This is a genomic window from Desulfomonilaceae bacterium (genome assembly GCA_041662605.1).
GTDB lineage: Bacteria > Desulfobacterota > Desulfomonilia > Desulfomonilales > Desulfomonilaceae > CAJBEZ01.
In genome coordinates this window covers 50,505-66,922 of sequence record JBAZSD010000015.1, presented here as the reverse complement: position 1 = coordinate 66,922, position 16,418 = coordinate 50,505, and the positions used below count along the sequence as shown (strand labels likewise).

Genomic DNA, 16,418 nt, shown 5'->3' with positions numbered 1-16,418 from the left:
AGGAAATCATTCCCATTCAATAGTGCTAGGGGGTTTTGAAGAGATGTCGTAAACTATTCGGTTGATACCTCTTACTTCATTGATGATCCTGTTTGAAATTGTGGCCAGAGTCTCATGAGGTATCCTGAACCAGTCGGCGGTCATGCCATCCGTAGAGTGGACCGCCCTCAGAGCTGCAACATGCTCATAAGTCCTTTCATCTCCCATCACACCCACAGATTTTACAGGTAAAAGAACCACAAACGCCTGCCAGATATCCCTGTACAGACCTGCTCTTTTAATCTCTTCTATAGCGATTGCGTCCGCCTCTCTCAAGAGATCAAGCCTTTCCTTTGTGATTGCGCCGAGAATTCGGACAGCCAAGCCGGGACCAGGAAAAGGGTGACGCCATACAAGAGATTCGTCCAATCCCAACGTGATCCCTAATTCCCTGACTTCGTCCTTAAACAATTCCCGCAAAGGCTCAATCAGGTCCAGACGCATCTTTTCCGGCAAGCCCCCAACGTTATGATGGCTCTTAATAGTCGCTGACGGCCCGCCCTTGAAAGAAACGCTCTCTATAACATCAGGATAAAGTGTGCCCTGAGCTAAAAAACGAACATCCGGAAAATTCGAGGCCTCTTGATCAAATACTCCTATAAACTCGGCTCCTATAATTTTTCTCTTTTCTTCAGGATCAATGATGCCTTTAAGTTTACTAAGAAATCGTTCAGAAGCGTCAACATGGTCGACCTTGATCCCAAGTCCGTCCTCCAAAAACTCATGAACCTGCATGGCCTCATCCTTACGAAGGAGGCCATTATCTACAAAGATCGGGTGTAGGCGATCCCCGATTGCCCTGTGCAGGAGAGCGACCATAACCGACGAATCCACGCCACCTGATAGCGCCGCTACGACGTGCGCCTTCCCCACTCGATTGCTCACATCCCGCAATGAATTTTCGATAAATGATGACATTGACCAAGTCGGTTGAATCTTTGCAATCCTGAAAAGGAAGTTCTCCAGAATCAATTGCCCACTGGGGGTATGGACGACCTCGGGATGGAATTGCACTCCGGTAATCAGTCCGTCTAGACTCTCAACAGCGGCGACCGGAGTATCCGAAGTTGCGGCTACAACATGACAATTTGGAGGAGGAGAAATGACCTTGTCCCCGTGACTCATCCAGACCTGCGGATCGTCTCTGTCGACTCCGTAAAAAAGAGATGAGTCCGGGGAGACGTAAGTAAGCACGGCGCGTCCATATTCCCTTTCCGATGCCTTCTCTACCAAACCTCCCAGAGTATGCGCCAGAGCTTGGAGCCCATAACAAATGCCCAGAACAGGCGCTTTAAAGTCGAGGATCCTTGCATCCAACTGGGGAGAATCCGGATCGTAAATACTGGCAGGGCCTCCGGACAAGATTATGGCCGAGGGGCGATGAGTTTTGGCGATCTCTACGCCTGTGTGAAAAGGATGAATCTCTGAATATACACCAGCTTCCCGCACTCTTCTGGCTATGAGTTGAGTATATTGGGATCCGTAGTCCAGAATCAAAACATAAGAATCGTATATCAATGAATCACCTCATTGGATCAGAAGATAGAACGAAAAAGACCGGAGAAACCTCCGGTCTTTTAAAAATGTAAATCAGAGAATTCAGACTTTATCTAACCTGCTGCTTCTTGATCATCTCGTATCCGAGGCCTGGTGTTACGCAAGGATTGCAGCCGGGAGATTTAACAGTGTATTTTTCTACGTTACTGACGAGCTTGGAATTCGGGGGAAGCACTGGAGGAGCGCCCCAAGCGACAGGCCCACCAAAAGCGGGAGCAACACACTTCGGGGGTATAATCTGAACTTTTTCACGACAGGTTGTGCCTTTCCATACGCCCCAGGGACGGAAGCCACCAGTATACTGATCACAGCCGCCCAACATCAATGTGCTGTCACCACCGGCGGTTCCGGCAGTAGCTTTACTGAAGGTTGTTTTGACTTTCATGGGAATCATTATCATATCCCCAGTGTTAGCATAGCCAGGCCCAGGCATCCCGCATACTTGCGCCTCGGCTACAACCATCGCGCTCATCATGATGGCCATCGCGCCTAGCAGAACGACAATTCTTTTAACCATACCCAAATCCTCCTTTTATTAGGCCCCACAGAAGTAAAGCGTGGAACCAAATGTGGAATTATAGACAAAGAAAGCAATTTGATACTTTGATTATCAGAATGGCTCCAAGAAGTCAAGATATTTTTTCTCGATCCACTCTGATCCATAAGCCACTACATCAAGGGTAACACAAAAAATCCCGGTGAAAAAGTTTTTTTTACTCTGTCCATTTTTTCCTCGTCTTAGTGAATAAATCATATCTCAAAACCCTGAGTCGGCGCAATCCTAAATTTAACATCTCAAAGACTTCTTGGATCTGTAACCAACCCAGTCAATGCGCTTGCGGCAGCCACTGCCGGTGAACTCAAAATTACCTCGCTTTCAGGATGCCCCATTCGGCCGACAAAGTTTCTGTTCGTCGTGGAAATAGCGCGTTCACCACGCGCCAGAATTCCCATATGACCGCCCAGACATGGCCCACATGTGGGGGTCGAAACGACGCCGCCGGCCTCAATGATGGTCTCAATTATACCCTCTCTAATAGCCTGGATAACGACTTTCTGAGTCGCAGGAATGACGATCAGCCGTACTCCTTTAGCGACCTTGGCGCCTTTCAGGATGGACGCCGCTATTCTAAGGTCCTCAATCCTGCCGTTTGTGCATGATCCTATAACCACCTGGTCCACTTTCATTTCCTTAACTTCTGCGGCAGGCTGCACGTTTTCCGGAGAAAATGGTAAGGCGACGAGCGGCGGTATTCCGTCCAGTTCTATTTCAGAATGTGAGGAATACTGGGCGTCGGGGTCAGACTCATATACGTTATAGTGTCTTGATCCATACAGGTCAGCGTACTCCTTGGTAATAGAATCGAATTCAAAGATCCCGTTCTTGGCCCCGGCCTCTATAGCCATATTTGCTATTGTAAACCGATCGGCCATGGTTAAAGCTGATACCCCTTCTCCTGTAAATTCCATCGCATGGTACAACGCGCCGTCCACCCCGATGTCTCCAATTATTTTGAGAATGAGATCCTTTCCACTAACCCATGCCCCAAATTTACCCTTTAGGATGTATTTCATCGACTCGGGGATTTTAAACCAGCATTTACCGGTCAACATAGCCGCAGCGAAGTCGGTGCTTCCCACTCCTGTGGAAAACGCGGACAAGGCCCCGTAGGTGCAGGTATGGCTGTCCGCTCCTATGATCAAATCTCCAGGACGGACCAACCCCAGTTCGGGGAGAAGGGCGTGCTCAATACCCATTGATCCGAGGTCAAAGAAATTGACGATCTCCATTGCTTTTGCGAATTCACGGGATTTTGCCAACATCATGGCGGAATCAATACTCTGGGCAGGGTTAAAATGATCCAGGACTATGACTACCTTTTCCGGATCAAAGACTTTGGTTCCCCCTGCTTCCTTGAAAGGCTTTAAAGCCAACGGCAGCGTGATGTCGTTTGCGAGGGCGATGTCCACATCAGCCTCAATAAGCTGTCCGGGTTTTACATATTCCAAACCGGCGTGAACGGCCAGTATCTTTTCTGTTATTGTCATTCCCATTTTTTAGTAATTCCTCGTAGATATGTATTGTCTAACAGCCGCGTCCCAAGGCCGCATCTTCATACCTGTGAAACGCTCAAACTTTGATGTGTCAAGAACTGAATAAAGCGGTCTTGGGGCGGGACGAGCAAGCTGCTCGGTACTGATCTCCTCAATTTCTACCCCATCGATCCCCGCGAAGTTCAAGATCTTGGAAGCAAAATTGCTCCATGTAGTGGTATCAGAATTTGTGACATGGAAAATTCCGGAAGGCTTGAGTTGACAGAGCTTCAATACTGAGTCCGCCAAATCCACAGTGTAGGTGGGCGCCCCTCGCTGGTCATTCACGATTTTTAGCCTGCTGTTTTGCTTTGCAGCCCCGACTATGGTATCGACAAAATTTTTGCCATTTGAGCCATACAGCCACTGAGTCCTTACAATCAGATAATTTCGTTCAAGAACCGTTCTCAATCTTATCTCGCCCTCGAGTTTTGACTTACCGTAGATTCCCAATGGATTGGGGGTGTCATCTTCCAGGTACGGCTCATTTTTGGAACCATCAAAGACATAATCGGTGCTTATGTGCACGAAATAGGATCCGAAATCCCTGGAGGCTAGCGCAAGATTTTCGGGGCCAGTGGCGTTAACCCTGAAAGCTTCATCTCTGGAGGACTCACATCCGTCTACATCGGTCATTGCCGCAAGGTTGATCACCATTCCAGGTTTGACGTCGTTGAAAACGAGACGAACCGAATCCAAGCTACCTACATCTATATCTCCCAGGTCTGTTGCAACGTAGCCAACACCTGCCTGGTTCAATGCGGCGCACAAATCATGTCCGAGCATCCCTCGAGCGCCTGTGACCAGGCATGGGACTAAGAAATCAAGCATCCATTCCTCCAGACGTTTTAATCACTCCCTGTAAATTCAAATAACGCCAAAAAACTATCTGAACCAAATTTTCGCGTCATGTCCGATAATCTTGGCAAACATGAGAAAAAGGCTTCATTTAACATGACAGGGTAGTCTATTATGATCCAGTTGAAAGCGCTCTTCCCTTAAAGTTCTCTTTATTATGACATTGTTCTTTTGCATGGATCAAGGACAGTCATGAAACCAATAATCAGATCCGCCACTGAAAAGGACGTGGTTGAGATAGCGTCGTCGCTGGGTGACAGTCCCATACGAAGATCGTTTCAAGATTTTCTTTCCAGGGACAAATCGTTTTCACCTAATGATGAAAATCTGATCATAACCATTTTGGAAATTGAAGGAAAACCCCACGGGGTTTCCGTATGGTCCCTGGCAACGGACCAAGAAATAGTCCTCGCAGTGTTTTGGACATCTGATGAAGCAAGAAAAACTGGACTGGACGTCAGATTCCTCAGGAGAGAAATCCTGGCTTGGGCGGCAAGAAAAATATTAAAAGTCCGAATGACGGTATTTGAAAGTGAGTCATTAAGTGTCGCCAACACATTGATCACTTGCGGATTTTTCCACGAAGGGATGGAGTGGTCCTCTGTACCTGAGGGAGAGAACCGGTTCAGATTTGGGAAAAAGCTAATCTATGAGTCTATTCCTCATTCCAGTTTGGTTGGTTTTCTGGAGAAGTTATTCGTTTCCCTGGGTTATGAAACCAGGATTGAAAACGGAGCCCTCCTCTATAGGCCCGGCCCCGGACATCGGGGGCCGTTTGTTTCTGCCTCTTGGCACAGAATCAATCGCCAGGGACCGAACCTGATAGTTAGTCCGCCGGCGCGTCCGCTGGAATCGTATGAATTGGAAATGCTCTTTTTCCCTCTAATCATAGAAGGACATGACGAAAGCCCACTAATGATTACTCTCGATAAAAAAAGAGCGATAGGCATGATTGATATGCCTCGGGAAGAAACGAATCACGAGAATTTGTTGTTTACTGAAAATTCTGCGCGTCAAATACTTCGGCGTAACCTTGTATACACTTTTCCGACAGGATTTCACGAGATCAGAAAAGGATTGCCGATACTGTTCTACGTTAATGGCGTCGGAGCGGTAGGCCAGGCCAGGATAGAAACCTGGACGTTCGAAGATCCTAGGAACTTGTGTAAAGCTCTCTATGACGACGAGACATATGACCTTGATCACGTGCGTGAACATGTGGGTGTAACAGGCCCCAAAAAGGGTAAAACGCTTGTATTGAGTTATGAATATTACAGAGTCTTCAAGAGGCCGGTTTCACTGGATGCAATGAAGGTCAGCGACAAGGATTTCAATCCACAACGACAACGCTCTATCTCATACGAGTTTTTTAAAAGTATTTGTGGGATGGGGACCGAATGATCCACCACTATCCTTATGTTGTGAGGAAGCCGGTATTACGGAGCATTCAATGATAATTGAGTATAAAGGAATCAGACCCAAGCTCGGCAAGGAGGTTTTTATAGCTCCCGGAGTAGTCTTGTTGGGCGATGTGGAAATAGGGGATTTCAGTAATCTATGGTTCTATACTGTAGCCAGAGCTGACGTTAACTACATTCGCATCGGTCGGCAAACGAACATACAGGATCTTTGCGCGCTACATGTCACCAGTGACAAATTTCCGCTAATTATTGGAGATGAAGTGATAGTGGGGCATAGGGCCGTATTGCACGGAGCCACAATTTATGACAGGGCGTTAATCGGTATCGGAGCCTTGGTCCTTGACGGTTGTGTAATCGAGGAAGGAGCCGTAGTGGCGGCAGGCGCCGTGGTCAGCCCTGGGACCATTATTCCCGCGAACAAGGTAGCTGTGGGTGTTCCGGCGCGTCCGATCAGGGATTGCACCGATGAGGAGCGTGAGTTTCACACACAAAACTCCCAAAAATATCGGGATTACGGGAACAACTTTTCAGCCATTACCAGAATCATGGAATAATCTACACAAAGATGACGTTTTGATGCGAGGGTGATGAATAAAAGGCTGAATATTATCGACAGAGCTTTTTATTAATGTAATACTTTAATTATTGACAATATCATATTGTTATGCTTTATTTATTTTCAGTTGCGCTGCAACGGTATTCATAGAAAACGGGAGGATCAAGCATGCCTCATTCTCACAATATTGATTACTACATCGGCCATGTGAAAGAAGAATCACTGGCCGAAGCCCTTGCTGATTTTGAAGATCCCCTAGAGGGTGGTCCTGTTGATTTATTATCCTCCCTTGAAGTCGACGAAGATTTTTCTGACGAAGAACTTACGATAGACTTCGACGATTTCTGATCTCATATAATTATACAACAAAAGCAGACGACCTAAACCCGTACAGGCTTAGGTCGTCTGCTTTTTAGGGTCGTTAATTTTTTTTGCTTGAGCGATTAACTTAACGCTGACGCTATCTGTAGAAGAGTTTTGACGAGAAATTGCTGGAGAAAAACTATGGCAAGCAGGACGATTAGCGGCGAAAAATCTATTCCCATTTGTGGCAAAGGAAGGTGACGCCTCACAAAGTTGAACACGGGTTCCGTAATTCCATAAAGGAAACGGACTATGGGATTGTAGGGATCAGGATTAACCCACGAAATAAGTGCGGACACGATTACAATCCACATGTAAATGGAAAGCGCTATGTCAACTACATTGGCTAATGCGTAAACCAAGTTTCCTAAAACGAACATTTTTTCCTCTTTTGGGATCCCACAAAATCAAAAGCGCCCTTAGGCGCAAATAAAAATACAACCAAATGTTCAAAGGAAAATTCACCACAAAGTGGAATATAGATCAAAGCCACTTTTCTTGGGGCGAAATTCCATAATAAAAATTATAAACTAACGGCCCAGAATCCAATTATTTGATGGATTCCTTCAGAGCTTTCGCCGGGGAAAACTTCGGAGCCTTAGTTTCGGCGATCTTGATCTTTTCCTTTGTTCTAGGATTGATTCCGGAGCGCGCCTGCCTGACCACTACAGAAAATTTACCGAATCCGGGGACGGAGATTTCCTCCCCTGCCACCAACGCATCCGATATGGTTGAAAAAACCAGGTCTATCGCTTCCGACGCGTGCTTCTTGGTTGTCTGGCCTTTCTCTGCAAGTTTGTCCACAAATTCAGCTTTTGTCATTTCCACGCCTCCCTCGAGTTGATCAGAAATTTATGTCACTAAAATCAATGATGGTTCTATACGTCCCCCGAATGTCAAGTGTCAAGAAAATATTGCGTTTATTCGAATCAAAAAGATTCCTGCGGCAGCTTTATTTCTATGTTTGGAATCAATACGAGTTACTTTAACACCGCTGAGGCGCCGATTAAGTTACTTGAATTAAGTTAAAAATGACTCTAAATAATATAACTAACATCTTGTCATTATGTTATATAATTTAGACAACCCTGATGTCCAAAGTGTGTTAATCTATTTCCGTGCGCTAGAAATAGTTTCAAAGGAACATTGATGAATTACAATAACGGTTGACTGAAAAAACGCGTACATGTAAAGGTCAATTATAAACTGTTTCCATACTTATCAAATCATGTCCTGACGACAGAGGAGGAAAAATGGCTAGGACTTTAGTAATCGATCAAGAGGCTTGCAGTGGTTGCGGAACATGTGCGGCTATTGCGGAGGATTGTTTTGCTGTAAGCGATGAGACCGATAAGGCTTATGTGGTGGATCAAAGCGCGTGCTCAGAGGACGAAATCCAGGAAGCGATTGACACCTGCCCGGAAGAGGCGATCAGTTGGCAGGAGTAAGATCTGGGAACATGTATCGCCCCCAAGATTGTTTATGCTTATGAACAGATCATTTTAGGCGCTGGAGATGTATTCTGGAGATAATAGCGTTGATTTCTCTGGGACTGATTTTAACCCCCGTCTCAAAGAGCTTTATAATGAAATGGACGTCGTCTACAAAGAGGCGTCGTTTCAGGCAGGGTTCAACTGCGAAGGCTGTGACGGAACGAAGTGTTGCACTGTCGATCTAATCGTTCACACCTTTTCGGAAATGCTTTATATGAGGCGGGGCGTCCGCGCCTTGGATGAACCCACAAAACTGGAAATAGAACACAGAAGTCTACAAATTGTGGAACTCAAGCGATTAGATTCCTCTGGAGATCCATACAGAAATTCAGTTTGCGCTGCCAACTTCGACGGTAGGTGCGCCATTTACGAATACCGACCCATGATATGTAGATTGGCGGGTATCCCCCATTTCATTGATAACCCAAACAAAAACCGCATCTCTGGAACAGGCTGTCCCCGATTCGAGACTGATATACGTCACAATAGACCAGAAGTACAGATCGACCGAACTCCGTTCTATCGGCGGATGGCTGACCTGGAGCTTGAAATGATTTACATGAGGGGTAAGAGAACCAAAAGGCTCACTATATCTGAAATCTTGTCATCATCTAGCTTGTGAGATTTGTTCTAATCGCTTCAGCGGAAACTCCCCTGACAATAAGCACCTTGTTTCTGGAATGTTCCCCTCTTTTTATAGATACGTCCGACTGGGGAATCCCCAACTTTTTTGCGATCAATTTGACGAGATCCTTATTCGCCTTTCCTTCGACAGGAGGGCTGGTCAGCTTTACCGCTAATTTGCCGTCAGATTCGAGTGAAATATGGTTCGACGAGGAGTTCGGGGTCACCCTGACCACAAGGGTAAGTGTTTCATCTTTTCCTGTCGGTCTCAACTTTGAGCCCTGGATGGAAAGATGAGCCTCATGCAAAAAATGAACGCGCCTATCGACAGAGCGGAATCAGCGATATTAAAAGCCGGCCAATGTAATCCCCTTGCGTAAACATCTATAAAATCAGTGACTTCTCCAAACAATATCCTGTCGATAAAATTTCCGGCGGCTCCCCCGAAAAATAGGGCTAATCCTATAACAGAATAAAAATCCAGCGGCTGAAACACAACTATCCAGGCTATTACAACCAGGGCCACAAATGACACGATCGACAAAGCGATTCTCCCCACGGTTCCAGCATTTTCGGCAAATACGCCAAAAGCGGCTCCAGGGTTTTTGACATGGGTAAAGTTCAATAAACCAGGTATTATGATTTCAGATGTATTAATAGGAATAGCGTTCAAGATCATAAACTTCGTTACTTGATCCAAAAGAATGACAAAAATTGAAACAAGCCAGAAAATAGTAAGTGTTTGTTTCCTGCTACGAACCATAATCTTAAAAATATATTCCGTCTGAGTCAGACACTGGATGTTATTCGACTTCGACCAACACAGCCGCGCACCTTGGGCAAAGATCAGGGTGCCTGGAGTTTGTTCCTATTTCAGAACTCCAGATCCAACATCGTGGGCACTTGGCGCCTTGGACGCGCACAACAGCGACCTCGACCCCCACTAGGGGATCCTCATCATCGGAAACTTTTGTCTCAATATTTCTCGACCGCAGTTCAATCTGAGACACTATGAAAAATCCCTCCGGATCTTCCATGGACTTCACTTTTTGAATGAAATCCTCTGGACCGCTAATTATGAGCTTTGCTTCGAGAGAAGACCCGATTGCTTTTGAAGCTCTAGCTTCCTCAAGCGCCTTTGAAGCTTCCTGTCTCAACGCCAACATATCGTTCCATTGAGACCTTTGTTCCTTCGTTAAGGTTACTCCCTCTATAGTGTCCGGAAAACATGTGAGATGAACACTCGACTGATTTCCTGCCCTATTTTGAAATTCGTTCCAAACTTCCTCCGCTGTAAACGCCAAAATAGGAGCCATCAATCTTATCAAGGCCGAAAGGATATTATCCAAGGCGGTTTGAGCTGATCTCCTCAGCCTTCCGTCTGACTTTTCGACGTACAACCGATCCTTGAGAATATCCAGGTACAATGAAGACAAATCCACTGTGCAATAATTGTACAGGGTGTGAAAGACCACATGGAAATCAAAATCCTCGTATGCCTTTTTAACTCTGGCTATGACAAAGTTGAGCCTGTCCAGAGCGAAGCGATCGAGCGCTGTCATCTCCCCGGGGGAGACCTGTTCGGCTGGATTAAAGTCAGCCAGGTTTCCCAACAGGAATCGGCATGTGTTCCGTATCCTGCGATAGGCTTCGGAAAGCCTATCGAGAATCTCGGGAGAAATTCTTATGTCATCACGGTAGTCCTCCGCAGAAACCCATAGCCGTAGAACATCAGCTCCATATTTGTCTATTATCTGAGAAGGTTGAATTACATTTCCTAAGGACTTGGACATTTTCTTGCCCTGGCCATCGACTACGAATCCATGAGTGAGAACGTTCCCGTACGGGGCGCGATCGCGCGTTCCAACAGAAGTGAGCATTGCGCTATGAAACCAACCTCGATGCTGGTCGCTGCCTTCAAGGTACATGTCACAGGGATATTTTAAAGATGGTCTGCTCTCAAGAACCGCTGCCCAACTCACTCCGGAATCAAACCACACATCAAGGATGTCCCGTTCTTTAATAAACGACTGTCCGTTACATGATGGACACTTGAGACCTGCGGGCGCAAGGTCTTGAACTGTAGACTCGAACCAAACATCCGCTCCTCTTTCTTCAAAGAGCTTCGCTGTTTTTTCAAAAAGTTCCGGCGGAGCTACCACCGTGTCACAGTCTGAACATCTAAGAGCGGTAATAGGAACCCCCCAACTGCGTTGCCTGGAAATACACCAATCAGGTCTGTGCTCGATCATGCCGTAAATTCTATCCCGGCCCCACTTTGGAATCCACCTGACAGTGTCGATCGCCTCAAGGGCGGATTCTCTCAAACCAGTTTTGTCCATGGAGATGAACCATTGATGGGTAGCCCGGAAAATGACCGGTTTCTTGCATCGCCAGCAATGAGGATAACTGTGATCCATTTCTTCGGAAGCCATGAGGGCGCCAACTTCGTGGAGCTTCTCTATGATCTCCCTATTTGCGCTGAAGACGAATTTCCCCGCGAAAAATCCAACTTCGTCGGTGAATCTCCCACGATCATCGACAGGCGCGTAAACGTCGATATTATATAAACGCCCGACTTCATAATCTTCCTGGCCATGACCAGGGGCAATATGAACTAGCCCTGTCCCTGTGTCCAACGTGACGAAATCCGCCAGAATTAGCTGCGAGGTTCTATCATAAAGCGGATGAGCGCATCTCAGACCTTCAAGAGTTTTTCCGGAGAATTCGGCGATAATCTTGAAGTCATTGATTCCAAACGTTTCCATATTTATCGACACTAATCGTTGAGCGAGAATGTAAACCTCGTCGCCCACCTTGACCGCGGCGTAAGTCTCGTTGGGGTGCGCCGCGATGGCAAGGTTTGCAGGTATGGTCCACGGAGTGGTGGTCCATATAATCACGGAAACCTTTTCGTTTTGAAGTCCTGGAATTCTGGAAGAAAAATCGTCAACAGCTCTGAATTTTACATATATGGAAGGACTAGCCGAATCGGCGTATTCCACCTCGGCTTCCGCTAAGGCCGTTACGCAGGATGAGCACCAATAGACCGGTTTCTTACCTCTATACACTGCCCCGGAATGAAAAAAATGGCCCAGTTCTCTTACTATCGCCGCCTGATAGCTGTAATTCATAGTCAGATAGGGATCCTGCCATTCACCGAGGACTCCGAGCCTTTGGAATTCCTTTCGTTGAATATCTATAAACTTCGTGGCATATTCACGGCATTTTTGTCGGACCTGCACCTCAGTCATCTGAGCCTTTGACTTCCCTAGTTCTTTGTCAACCTGATGCTCTATAGGCAACCCGTGGCAATCCCAACCTGGAACATAATCAGAATTGAAACCAGCCATGAATTTCGATTTCACAATTATATCTTTTAATATCTTGTTGAGAGCGGTTCCCAGGTGTATGTGGCCATTCGCATACGGAGGCCCATCATGGAGGATATATTTTGATCTGCCCTGCGCCGCTTCAAGGATTTTGTCATATATTTTTGACTCTTCCCAATGTTTTAAAATGTCAGGCTCTTTCTTGGGAAGGTTGGCCCTCATGGGAAAGTTAGTTTTCGGCAAATTTAGAGTATCTTTGTAATCCATTTTGTTTCCTCCGGAGCGCCGGTCGGAGTCGGTGGCGCCATTTTTCAGGTCCCATCATAATACAATCTTTTAAAATCAATCATTGTGCTGGTAAAGTCAACGAAAACATTTTTGAACGACGATGAAGATGGAGAGATTCTTTTGAACTTGGTTGAGTTATTTGATAGTAATTAGTATAATTGATTATATATGGTTAACAACAAAATATTATGAACAAGTTATTTTTATACATATTATTATCTGTTATAGCTGCTATTAATTGCAGTTGTATTGTGAAGTCCCTCAATCCAACTCAAGAGGAAGCTGTTCAACCTACTAAAGGTTACGGAACCCTATCAAACTTTCCATTTAAAGAAGCATGGTACGGCCTGTATTTTCAGGAAGATAAAATAGGGTATAGCCATTTCAAAATACAGCCTCAAAGGGAAAACTTTGTCATAGAAAGCGATTCGATGATGAGGCTGACAGCCATGAAAAAAACCAATGAAATCAAAATGAATGAAAAAATAACCGTGGCTCCGGACCTGTCATTAATCTCTTTTGACTCTACTGTGAAAATGAACCAAAAGAATCTTAAAGTTGAGGGCCATATAGAATCATCGACACTGCTGTTGAAAATGGACGCGGATAGCGAAAAGCTCGAACGCGAATTTCCATTAAAGGGGAAAATATTTCATACAAGCGCTATTTCTTTGATGCCTGCGATGAAGGGATTGAAAGATGGGTCAAAGTATTCATTCGATGTGTTTAATGTTGAAAGGCAGTCAATTGAAACAGTAGAGCAGGAAATCTCCAAAGTAAAGGGCGCTCCTGGGCCTTCAGACGCTGTATGGAAAGTAACGAACAACTATGGAAAGTCGGTTGTAATTTCATGGCTGAATCGCAAAGGGCTTGTGGTCCTCGAAAAAGGGTTGGACGGATCTTTGCTAACTATTCTCGAGGATGAAGAATCAGCCAAAAAGTTCCTTGAACAAAAAGCTCAGCAAAAAGACTTGGTTCTTGATTTCAGTTTGGTAAAAACTCCCAGGAAAATAATTAGTCCGGCAAAAACAAAATTCCTGAAAGCTCATATCCAGGGTGTTCAGTCAGAGATGTTCGCCCGCGATCATCGTCAAACCGTCAAGGATTCAACTCACGGTACGTCCGGGAACGATTTTGACGTCGAAGTACAAGTTGAAGATCTGAAACTTTTCAAGGGCGCGCAAGGCTTTGCAAAGCTCCATAATACGGCTGATGACGCCGGAGAAAATTTGTCCAGGTACCTGGTTTCAACATCTAGTATTCAATCTGACCATCAAGATATTAAGCAACAGGCTGGATTAATAGTTTCAGGAGCGTCCCAGGATTTGGAAAAGATTGTAAAGCTCGTGAACTGGACCGCTGACAACATTAAGGGGTCCATGAGAGATTCATTTTCATCACTGGACGTGTTAAAATCCAAGGAAGGAGAATGTCAGTCGCACTCTAAATTATATACTGCCATGGCCAGATCCGTTGGAATTCCTACACGCCTGGTTACTGGTCTGGTGTATTCAGACAATCTTGGTTTTTTGTATCACTCCTGGGCGGAGTCGTACGTCAAAGGATGGCTATCGGTTGACCCTACCTTGAGACAGGTTCCTTCAGACGCTACCCATATAAAGCTCGTCTCCTTGAGTGATGATGACCCCGGTCCAGTGCTTAAAGTCATGGGAAAAATCAAGATGCAATCAGTGGACTACCAATAAAAGTTAACCTAACCTTGCAATAGATTAAACACGTCAATATACTTGGAGAAGTCGCCGGGGCATTTTGAATTGGAGGAATAACAAATGACGGAAAAATGTAAAATAACCTACTGCGTAAGTTGAAGCTATCGTCCAAAAGCCGCTAGTTTGGCGGAAGAACTTACGAGAGAACTCGGAATCAAGCCCGAACTCGTCAAGTCCAGTGGGGGAGTGTTCGAAGTTGAATATGGAGATGACCTGATTTTTTCAAAGAAGGAAATAGGTCGGTTTCCTGATATTGGCGAAGTAGTGAACCTGATCAAGAAAAAATCGTAAACGTTGGATATATAATGGTAGTAAAATGTTTCTATTGTGAGAGCCTTCTTCATGTCGATGAAAACCGAATTCCTGGAGATCAGGATGTCCGTATCCGATGTCCAAAATGTGGAAAAGAAGGTTTGATCCAAAAAGAAGAAAATCCATTGGGTTCGATTGCCGACCATTCTCCAGTAATCGAGCCTGGTGGCCCAAGCTTAACCGAACAGAGCCCGATGACCGAAAAAAAAATGGACCAATCCTCATCAAAAAGGTCGGCTTCAGGTAAAGCGGGCGAATTAACACTTCCTGAAGACGCTTTCAATAATTTCAGGTTTCCAGCCGAAACGGGCGCGCCAAAACAAAAAAAGTCGTTTTGGAGTTCCCGTTCGGCATTAATTGCCTTTGTAGCCGTTTCGATTTTTGTGGTGATTTTTTTCGCAGCCCTTGTCAATATCATTCTTCCCGGGCTACCTCCGGCGGGAGTTGAACAAGTCACTTCATCAGACGCATCGGCTCATTGAAGCCGTAGGGAATACACCCTGAGCCTCCGGACTTTTCTTAGGCTCCAATTTCGATCAGATGTTTCTTGCCTAATAGTCTAATCTTAAGAGAGTCCAAGTGATTATTGACAGAGCGATTCAGGAAAAAAGAGAACGAGAGTATCTGGCCCCGTACGCCTTTCTCGCTGAAAATAGCGCAGGTAGGCAGTGGCAAGAACCTGAATGCAAATATCGAACTTCGTTTCAAAGGGATCGAGACAGGATAATTCATTCCAAAGCATTCCGGAGACTGGAGTACAAAACTCAGGTCTTTGCATATTATGAAGGTGATCATTACAGGACCAGACTTACCCATACTCTGGAAGTGGCTCAAATAGCGAGAAGCGTGGCCCAATACTTCGGAGCGAACGAAGATTTGACCCATGCGATTGCGTTGGCGCACGATTTGGGACACACTCCTTTCGGGCATGCAGGCGAAAAATCACTGCACCGATTAATGGCGGATTTTGGGGGATTTGAGCATAACCGCCAGTCTTTGCGGGTGGTCGATTTACTCGAAACCCGGTACCCTGATTTTCCCGGACTGAATCTCACATTTGAAACACGATCAGGGATCATCAGGCATACCACAAGATATGATCAAGCTCCGGAAGAAATGCTCTCAGAATTCTTGACTACGCCGCAACCAGCGCTGGAAGCCCAGATCGTCAATATAGCGGATGAGATAGCATACAGTTGCCACGACATAGAAGATGGATTGCGATCAGGCTTTTTCACTGAACATGACCTTGGAGAACTAAGTATTTGGAACGAAGTTACGAGACTCGTCAAAGACCGGCTCAAGGCTTTAGAACAAGACACATTTCTTTACCAATGCATTCGTTTTCTCATAGATCTGTTCATCAGAGACGTTGTAAGTCGCACTGAACAGCTTTTTAACAGGCTATGCGTAACCAAACCTGATCATGTCATGGCCGCGTCTGAAAATATTGTTTCATTTTCAGATATTATGCAGGGTTGGAAGACTCAACTCGACAGTTTTCTGTTCAACAATTTTTATACGCACTACAAGATAATGAGAATGCAGTACAAGGCTGATCGCTTATTGTCTGATCTGTTTCTTGAGTATGTTCAAAGACCTTTTCAGTTGCCTCCCGGAGTACAACGAAGAATTGACAACGCAAAAGAGCCCGTGGAGCGAATAGTCTGTGATTATATAGCTGGAATGACGGACAGGTTTGCTCTGTATGAACACCGCAAAATGTTTTTGCCCTATGAGTACTAAATAGA

Annotated in this window: 18 protein-coding genes; 9 read left to right on the top strand and 9 right to left on the bottom strand. The window is 45.5% G+C overall.

What is annotated here, in order from left to right; translation table 11 throughout:
• Positions 1-6: 6 nt before the first annotated feature.
• The 4 genes from guaA to rfbD all read right to left on the bottom strand — a co-directional run bounded on the left by guaA (position 7) and on the right by rfbD (position 4,521).
• On the bottom strand, positions 7-1,557 hold the full coding sequence (gene guaA / locus WC647_12670) for a glutamine-hydrolyzing GMP synthase (protein ID MFA6223159.1): 1,551 nt from the start codon (positions 1,555-1,557) through the stop codon (positions 7-9).
• A gap of 88 nt (positions 1,558-1,645) precedes the next feature.
• Positions 1,646-2,113, bottom strand: coding sequence for a hypothetical protein (locus WC647_12665; GenBank protein MFA6223158.1), 468 nt, complete (start codon positions 2,111-2,113; stop codon positions 1,646-1,648).
• Positions 2,114-2,391: 278 nt separating this feature from the next.
• The gene (leuC, locus tag WC647_12660) at positions 2,392-3,651 is read right to left on the bottom strand and encodes a 3-isopropylmalate dehydratase large subunit (protein MFA6223157.1); all 1,260 of its coding nucleotides are present in this window, start codon (positions 3,649-3,651) and stop codon (positions 2,392-2,394) included.
• Between the two features lie 3 nt (positions 3,652-3,654).
• Positions 3,655-4,521: a dTDP-4-dehydrorhamnose reductase gene (gene rfbD / locus WC647_12655; GenBank protein MFA6223156.1), complete on the bottom strand. Its 867-nt coding sequence runs from the start codon at positions 4,519-4,521 to the stop codon at positions 3,655-3,657.
• 219 nt (positions 4,522-4,740) lie between these two features.
• Here rfbD and WC647_12650 point away from each other — a divergent pair, with 219 nt between their 5' ends.
• From WC647_12650 to WC647_12640, 3 genes are all read left to right on the top strand, one after another.
• Positions 4,741-5,949 (top strand): hypothetical protein, encoded by a 1,209-nt coding sequence (locus WC647_12650; protein MFA6223155.1) that lies wholly within the window; start codon positions 4,741-4,743, stop codon positions 5,947-5,949.
• A 49-nt stretch (positions 5,950-5,998) separates the two neighbouring features.
• The gene (locus WC647_12645; GenBank protein MFA6223154.1) at positions 5,999-6,523 is read left to right on the top strand and encodes a gamma carbonic anhydrase family protein; all 525 of its coding nucleotides are present in this window, start codon (positions 5,999-6,001) and stop codon (positions 6,521-6,523) included.
• A 170-nt stretch (positions 6,524-6,693) separates the two neighbouring features.
• On the top strand, positions 6,694-6,873 hold the full coding sequence (locus WC647_12640; GenBank protein ID MFA6223153.1) for a hypothetical protein: 180 nt from the start codon (positions 6,694-6,696) through the stop codon (positions 6,871-6,873).
• Positions 6,874-6,968: 95 nt separating this feature from the next.
• On the opposite strand, the gene WC647_12635 is transcribed toward WC647_12640, so the two are convergent.
• Complete coding sequence (locus WC647_12635) at positions 6,969-7,268, bottom strand: YggT family protein (protein MFA6223152.1); 300 nt, start codon at positions 7,266-7,268, stop codon at positions 6,969-6,971.
• Between the two features lie 169 nt (positions 7,269-7,437).
• A complete protein-coding gene (locus WC647_12630) occupies positions 7,438-7,710 on the bottom strand; it encodes an HU family DNA-binding protein (GenBank protein ID MFA6223151.1) in 273 nt (90 codons plus the stop codon).
• 431 nt (positions 7,711-8,141) lie between these two features.
• Between WC647_12630 and WC647_12625 the strand changes: the two genes are divergently transcribed.
• Positions 8,142-8,336 (top strand): ferredoxin, encoded by a 195-nt coding sequence (locus WC647_12625; GenBank protein ID MFA6223150.1) that lies wholly within the window; start codon positions 8,142-8,144, stop codon positions 8,334-8,336.
• A 67-nt stretch (positions 8,337-8,403) separates the two neighbouring features.
• Positions 8,404-9,003: a hypothetical protein gene (locus WC647_12620; GenBank protein MFA6223149.1), complete on the top strand. Its 600-nt coding sequence runs from the start codon at positions 8,404-8,406 to the stop codon at positions 9,001-9,003.
• Here WC647_12620 and WC647_12615 read toward each other — a convergent pair.
• Genes WC647_12615 through ileS form a run of 3 tightly spaced genes read right to left on the bottom strand, consistent with a single transcriptional unit; the run spans position 8,993 to position 12,604 of the window.
• Positions 8,993-9,277 (bottom strand): DUF167 domain-containing protein, encoded by a 285-nt coding sequence (locus tag WC647_12615; GenBank protein ID MFA6223148.1) that lies wholly within the window; start codon positions 9,275-9,277, stop codon positions 8,993-8,995. The two genes, WC647_12620 and WC647_12615, sit on opposite strands and share 11 nt — an antisense overlap.
• The gene (lspA, locus tag WC647_12610; protein ID MFA6223147.1) at positions 9,274-9,768 is read right to left on the bottom strand and encodes a signal peptidase II; all 495 of its coding nucleotides are present in this window, start codon (positions 9,766-9,768) and stop codon (positions 9,274-9,276) included. Before lspA ends, WC647_12615 begins: the two co-directional genes overlap by 4 nt.
• A 40-nt stretch (positions 9,769-9,808) precedes the next feature.
• A complete protein-coding gene (gene ileS / locus WC647_12605) occupies positions 9,809-12,604 on the bottom strand; it encodes an isoleucine--tRNA ligase (protein MFA6223146.1) in 2,796 nt (931 codons plus the stop codon).
• A 470-nt stretch (positions 12,605-13,074) separates the two neighbouring features.
• On the opposite strand from ileS, the gene WC647_12600 reads away from it, so the two are divergent.
• From WC647_12600 to WC647_12585, 4 genes are all read left to right on the top strand, one after another.
• The gene (locus WC647_12600; GenBank protein ID MFA6223145.1) at positions 13,075-14,331 is read left to right on the top strand and encodes a transglutaminase-like domain-containing protein; all 1,257 of its coding nucleotides are present in this window, start codon (positions 13,075-13,077) and stop codon (positions 14,329-14,331) included.
• Between the two features lie 84 nt (positions 14,332-14,415).
• A complete protein-coding gene (locus WC647_12595) occupies positions 14,416-14,646 on the top strand; it encodes a SelT/SelW/SelH family (seleno)protein (GenBank protein MFA6223144.1) in 231 nt (76 codons plus the stop codon).
• Positions 14,647-14,660: 14 nt separating this feature from the next.
• A complete protein-coding gene (locus WC647_12590) occupies positions 14,661-15,149 on the top strand; it encodes a hypothetical protein (GenBank protein ID MFA6223143.1) in 489 nt (162 codons plus the stop codon).
• A 97-nt stretch (positions 15,150-15,246) separates the two neighbouring features.
• Positions 15,247-16,413, top strand: coding sequence for a deoxyguanosinetriphosphate triphosphohydrolase (locus tag WC647_12585; protein ID MFA6223142.1), 1,167 nt, complete (start codon positions 15,247-15,249; stop codon positions 16,411-16,413).
• Positions 16,414-16,418 lie beyond the last annotated feature (5 nt).

Bases quoted from the DNA above. Each gene is read 5' to 3' on its own strand.
- WC647_12620 (MFA6223149.1), top strand. From the start codon at position 8,404: ATGTATTCTGGAGATAATAGCGTTGATTTCTCTGGGACTGATTTTAAC.
- WC647_12630 (MFA6223151.1), bottom strand. From the start codon at position 7,710: ATGACAAAAGCTGAATTTGTGGACAAACTTGCAGAGAAAGGCCAGACA.
- WC647_12600 (MFA6223145.1), top strand. From the start codon at position 13,075: ATGAAAAAAACCAATGAAATCAAAATGAATGAAAAAATAACCGTGGCT.
- WC647_12665 (MFA6223158.1), bottom strand. From the start codon at position 2,113: ATGGTTAAAAGAATTGTCGTTCTGCTAGGCGCGATGGCCATCATGATG.
- rfbD (MFA6223156.1), bottom strand. From the start codon at position 4,521: ATGCTTGATTTCTTAGTCCCATGCCTGGTCACAGGCGCTCGAGGGATG.
- WC647_12645 (MFA6223154.1), top strand. From the start codon at position 5,999: ATGATAATTGAGTATAAAGGAATCAGACCCAAGCTCGGCAAGGAGGTT.
- ileS (MFA6223146.1), bottom strand. From the start codon at position 12,604: ATGGATTACAAAGATACTCTAAATTTGCCGAAAACTAACTTTCCCATG.
- WC647_12650 (MFA6223155.1), top strand. From the start codon at position 4,741: ATGAAACCAATAATCAGATCCGCCACTGAAAAGGACGTGGTTGAGATA.
- leuC (MFA6223157.1), bottom strand. From the start codon at position 3,651: ATGGGAATGACAATAACAGAAAAGATACTGGCCGTTCACGCCGGTTTG.
- WC647_12640 (MFA6223153.1), top strand. From the start codon at position 6,694: ATGCCTCATTCTCACAATATTGATTACTACATCGGCCATGTGAAAGAA.
- WC647_12590 (MFA6223143.1), top strand. From the start codon at position 14,661: ATGGTAGTAAAATGTTTCTATTGTGAGAGCCTTCTTCATGTCGATGAA.
- lspA (MFA6223147.1), bottom strand. From the start codon at position 9,768: ATGGTTCGTAGCAGGAAACAAACACTTACTATTTTCTGGCTTGTTTCA.
- WC647_12625 (MFA6223150.1), top strand. From the start codon at position 8,142: ATGGCTAGGACTTTAGTAATCGATCAAGAGGCTTGCAGTGGTTGCGGA.
- WC647_12635 (MFA6223152.1), bottom strand. From the start codon at position 7,268: ATGTTCGTTTTAGGAAACTTGGTTTACGCATTAGCCAATGTAGTTGAC.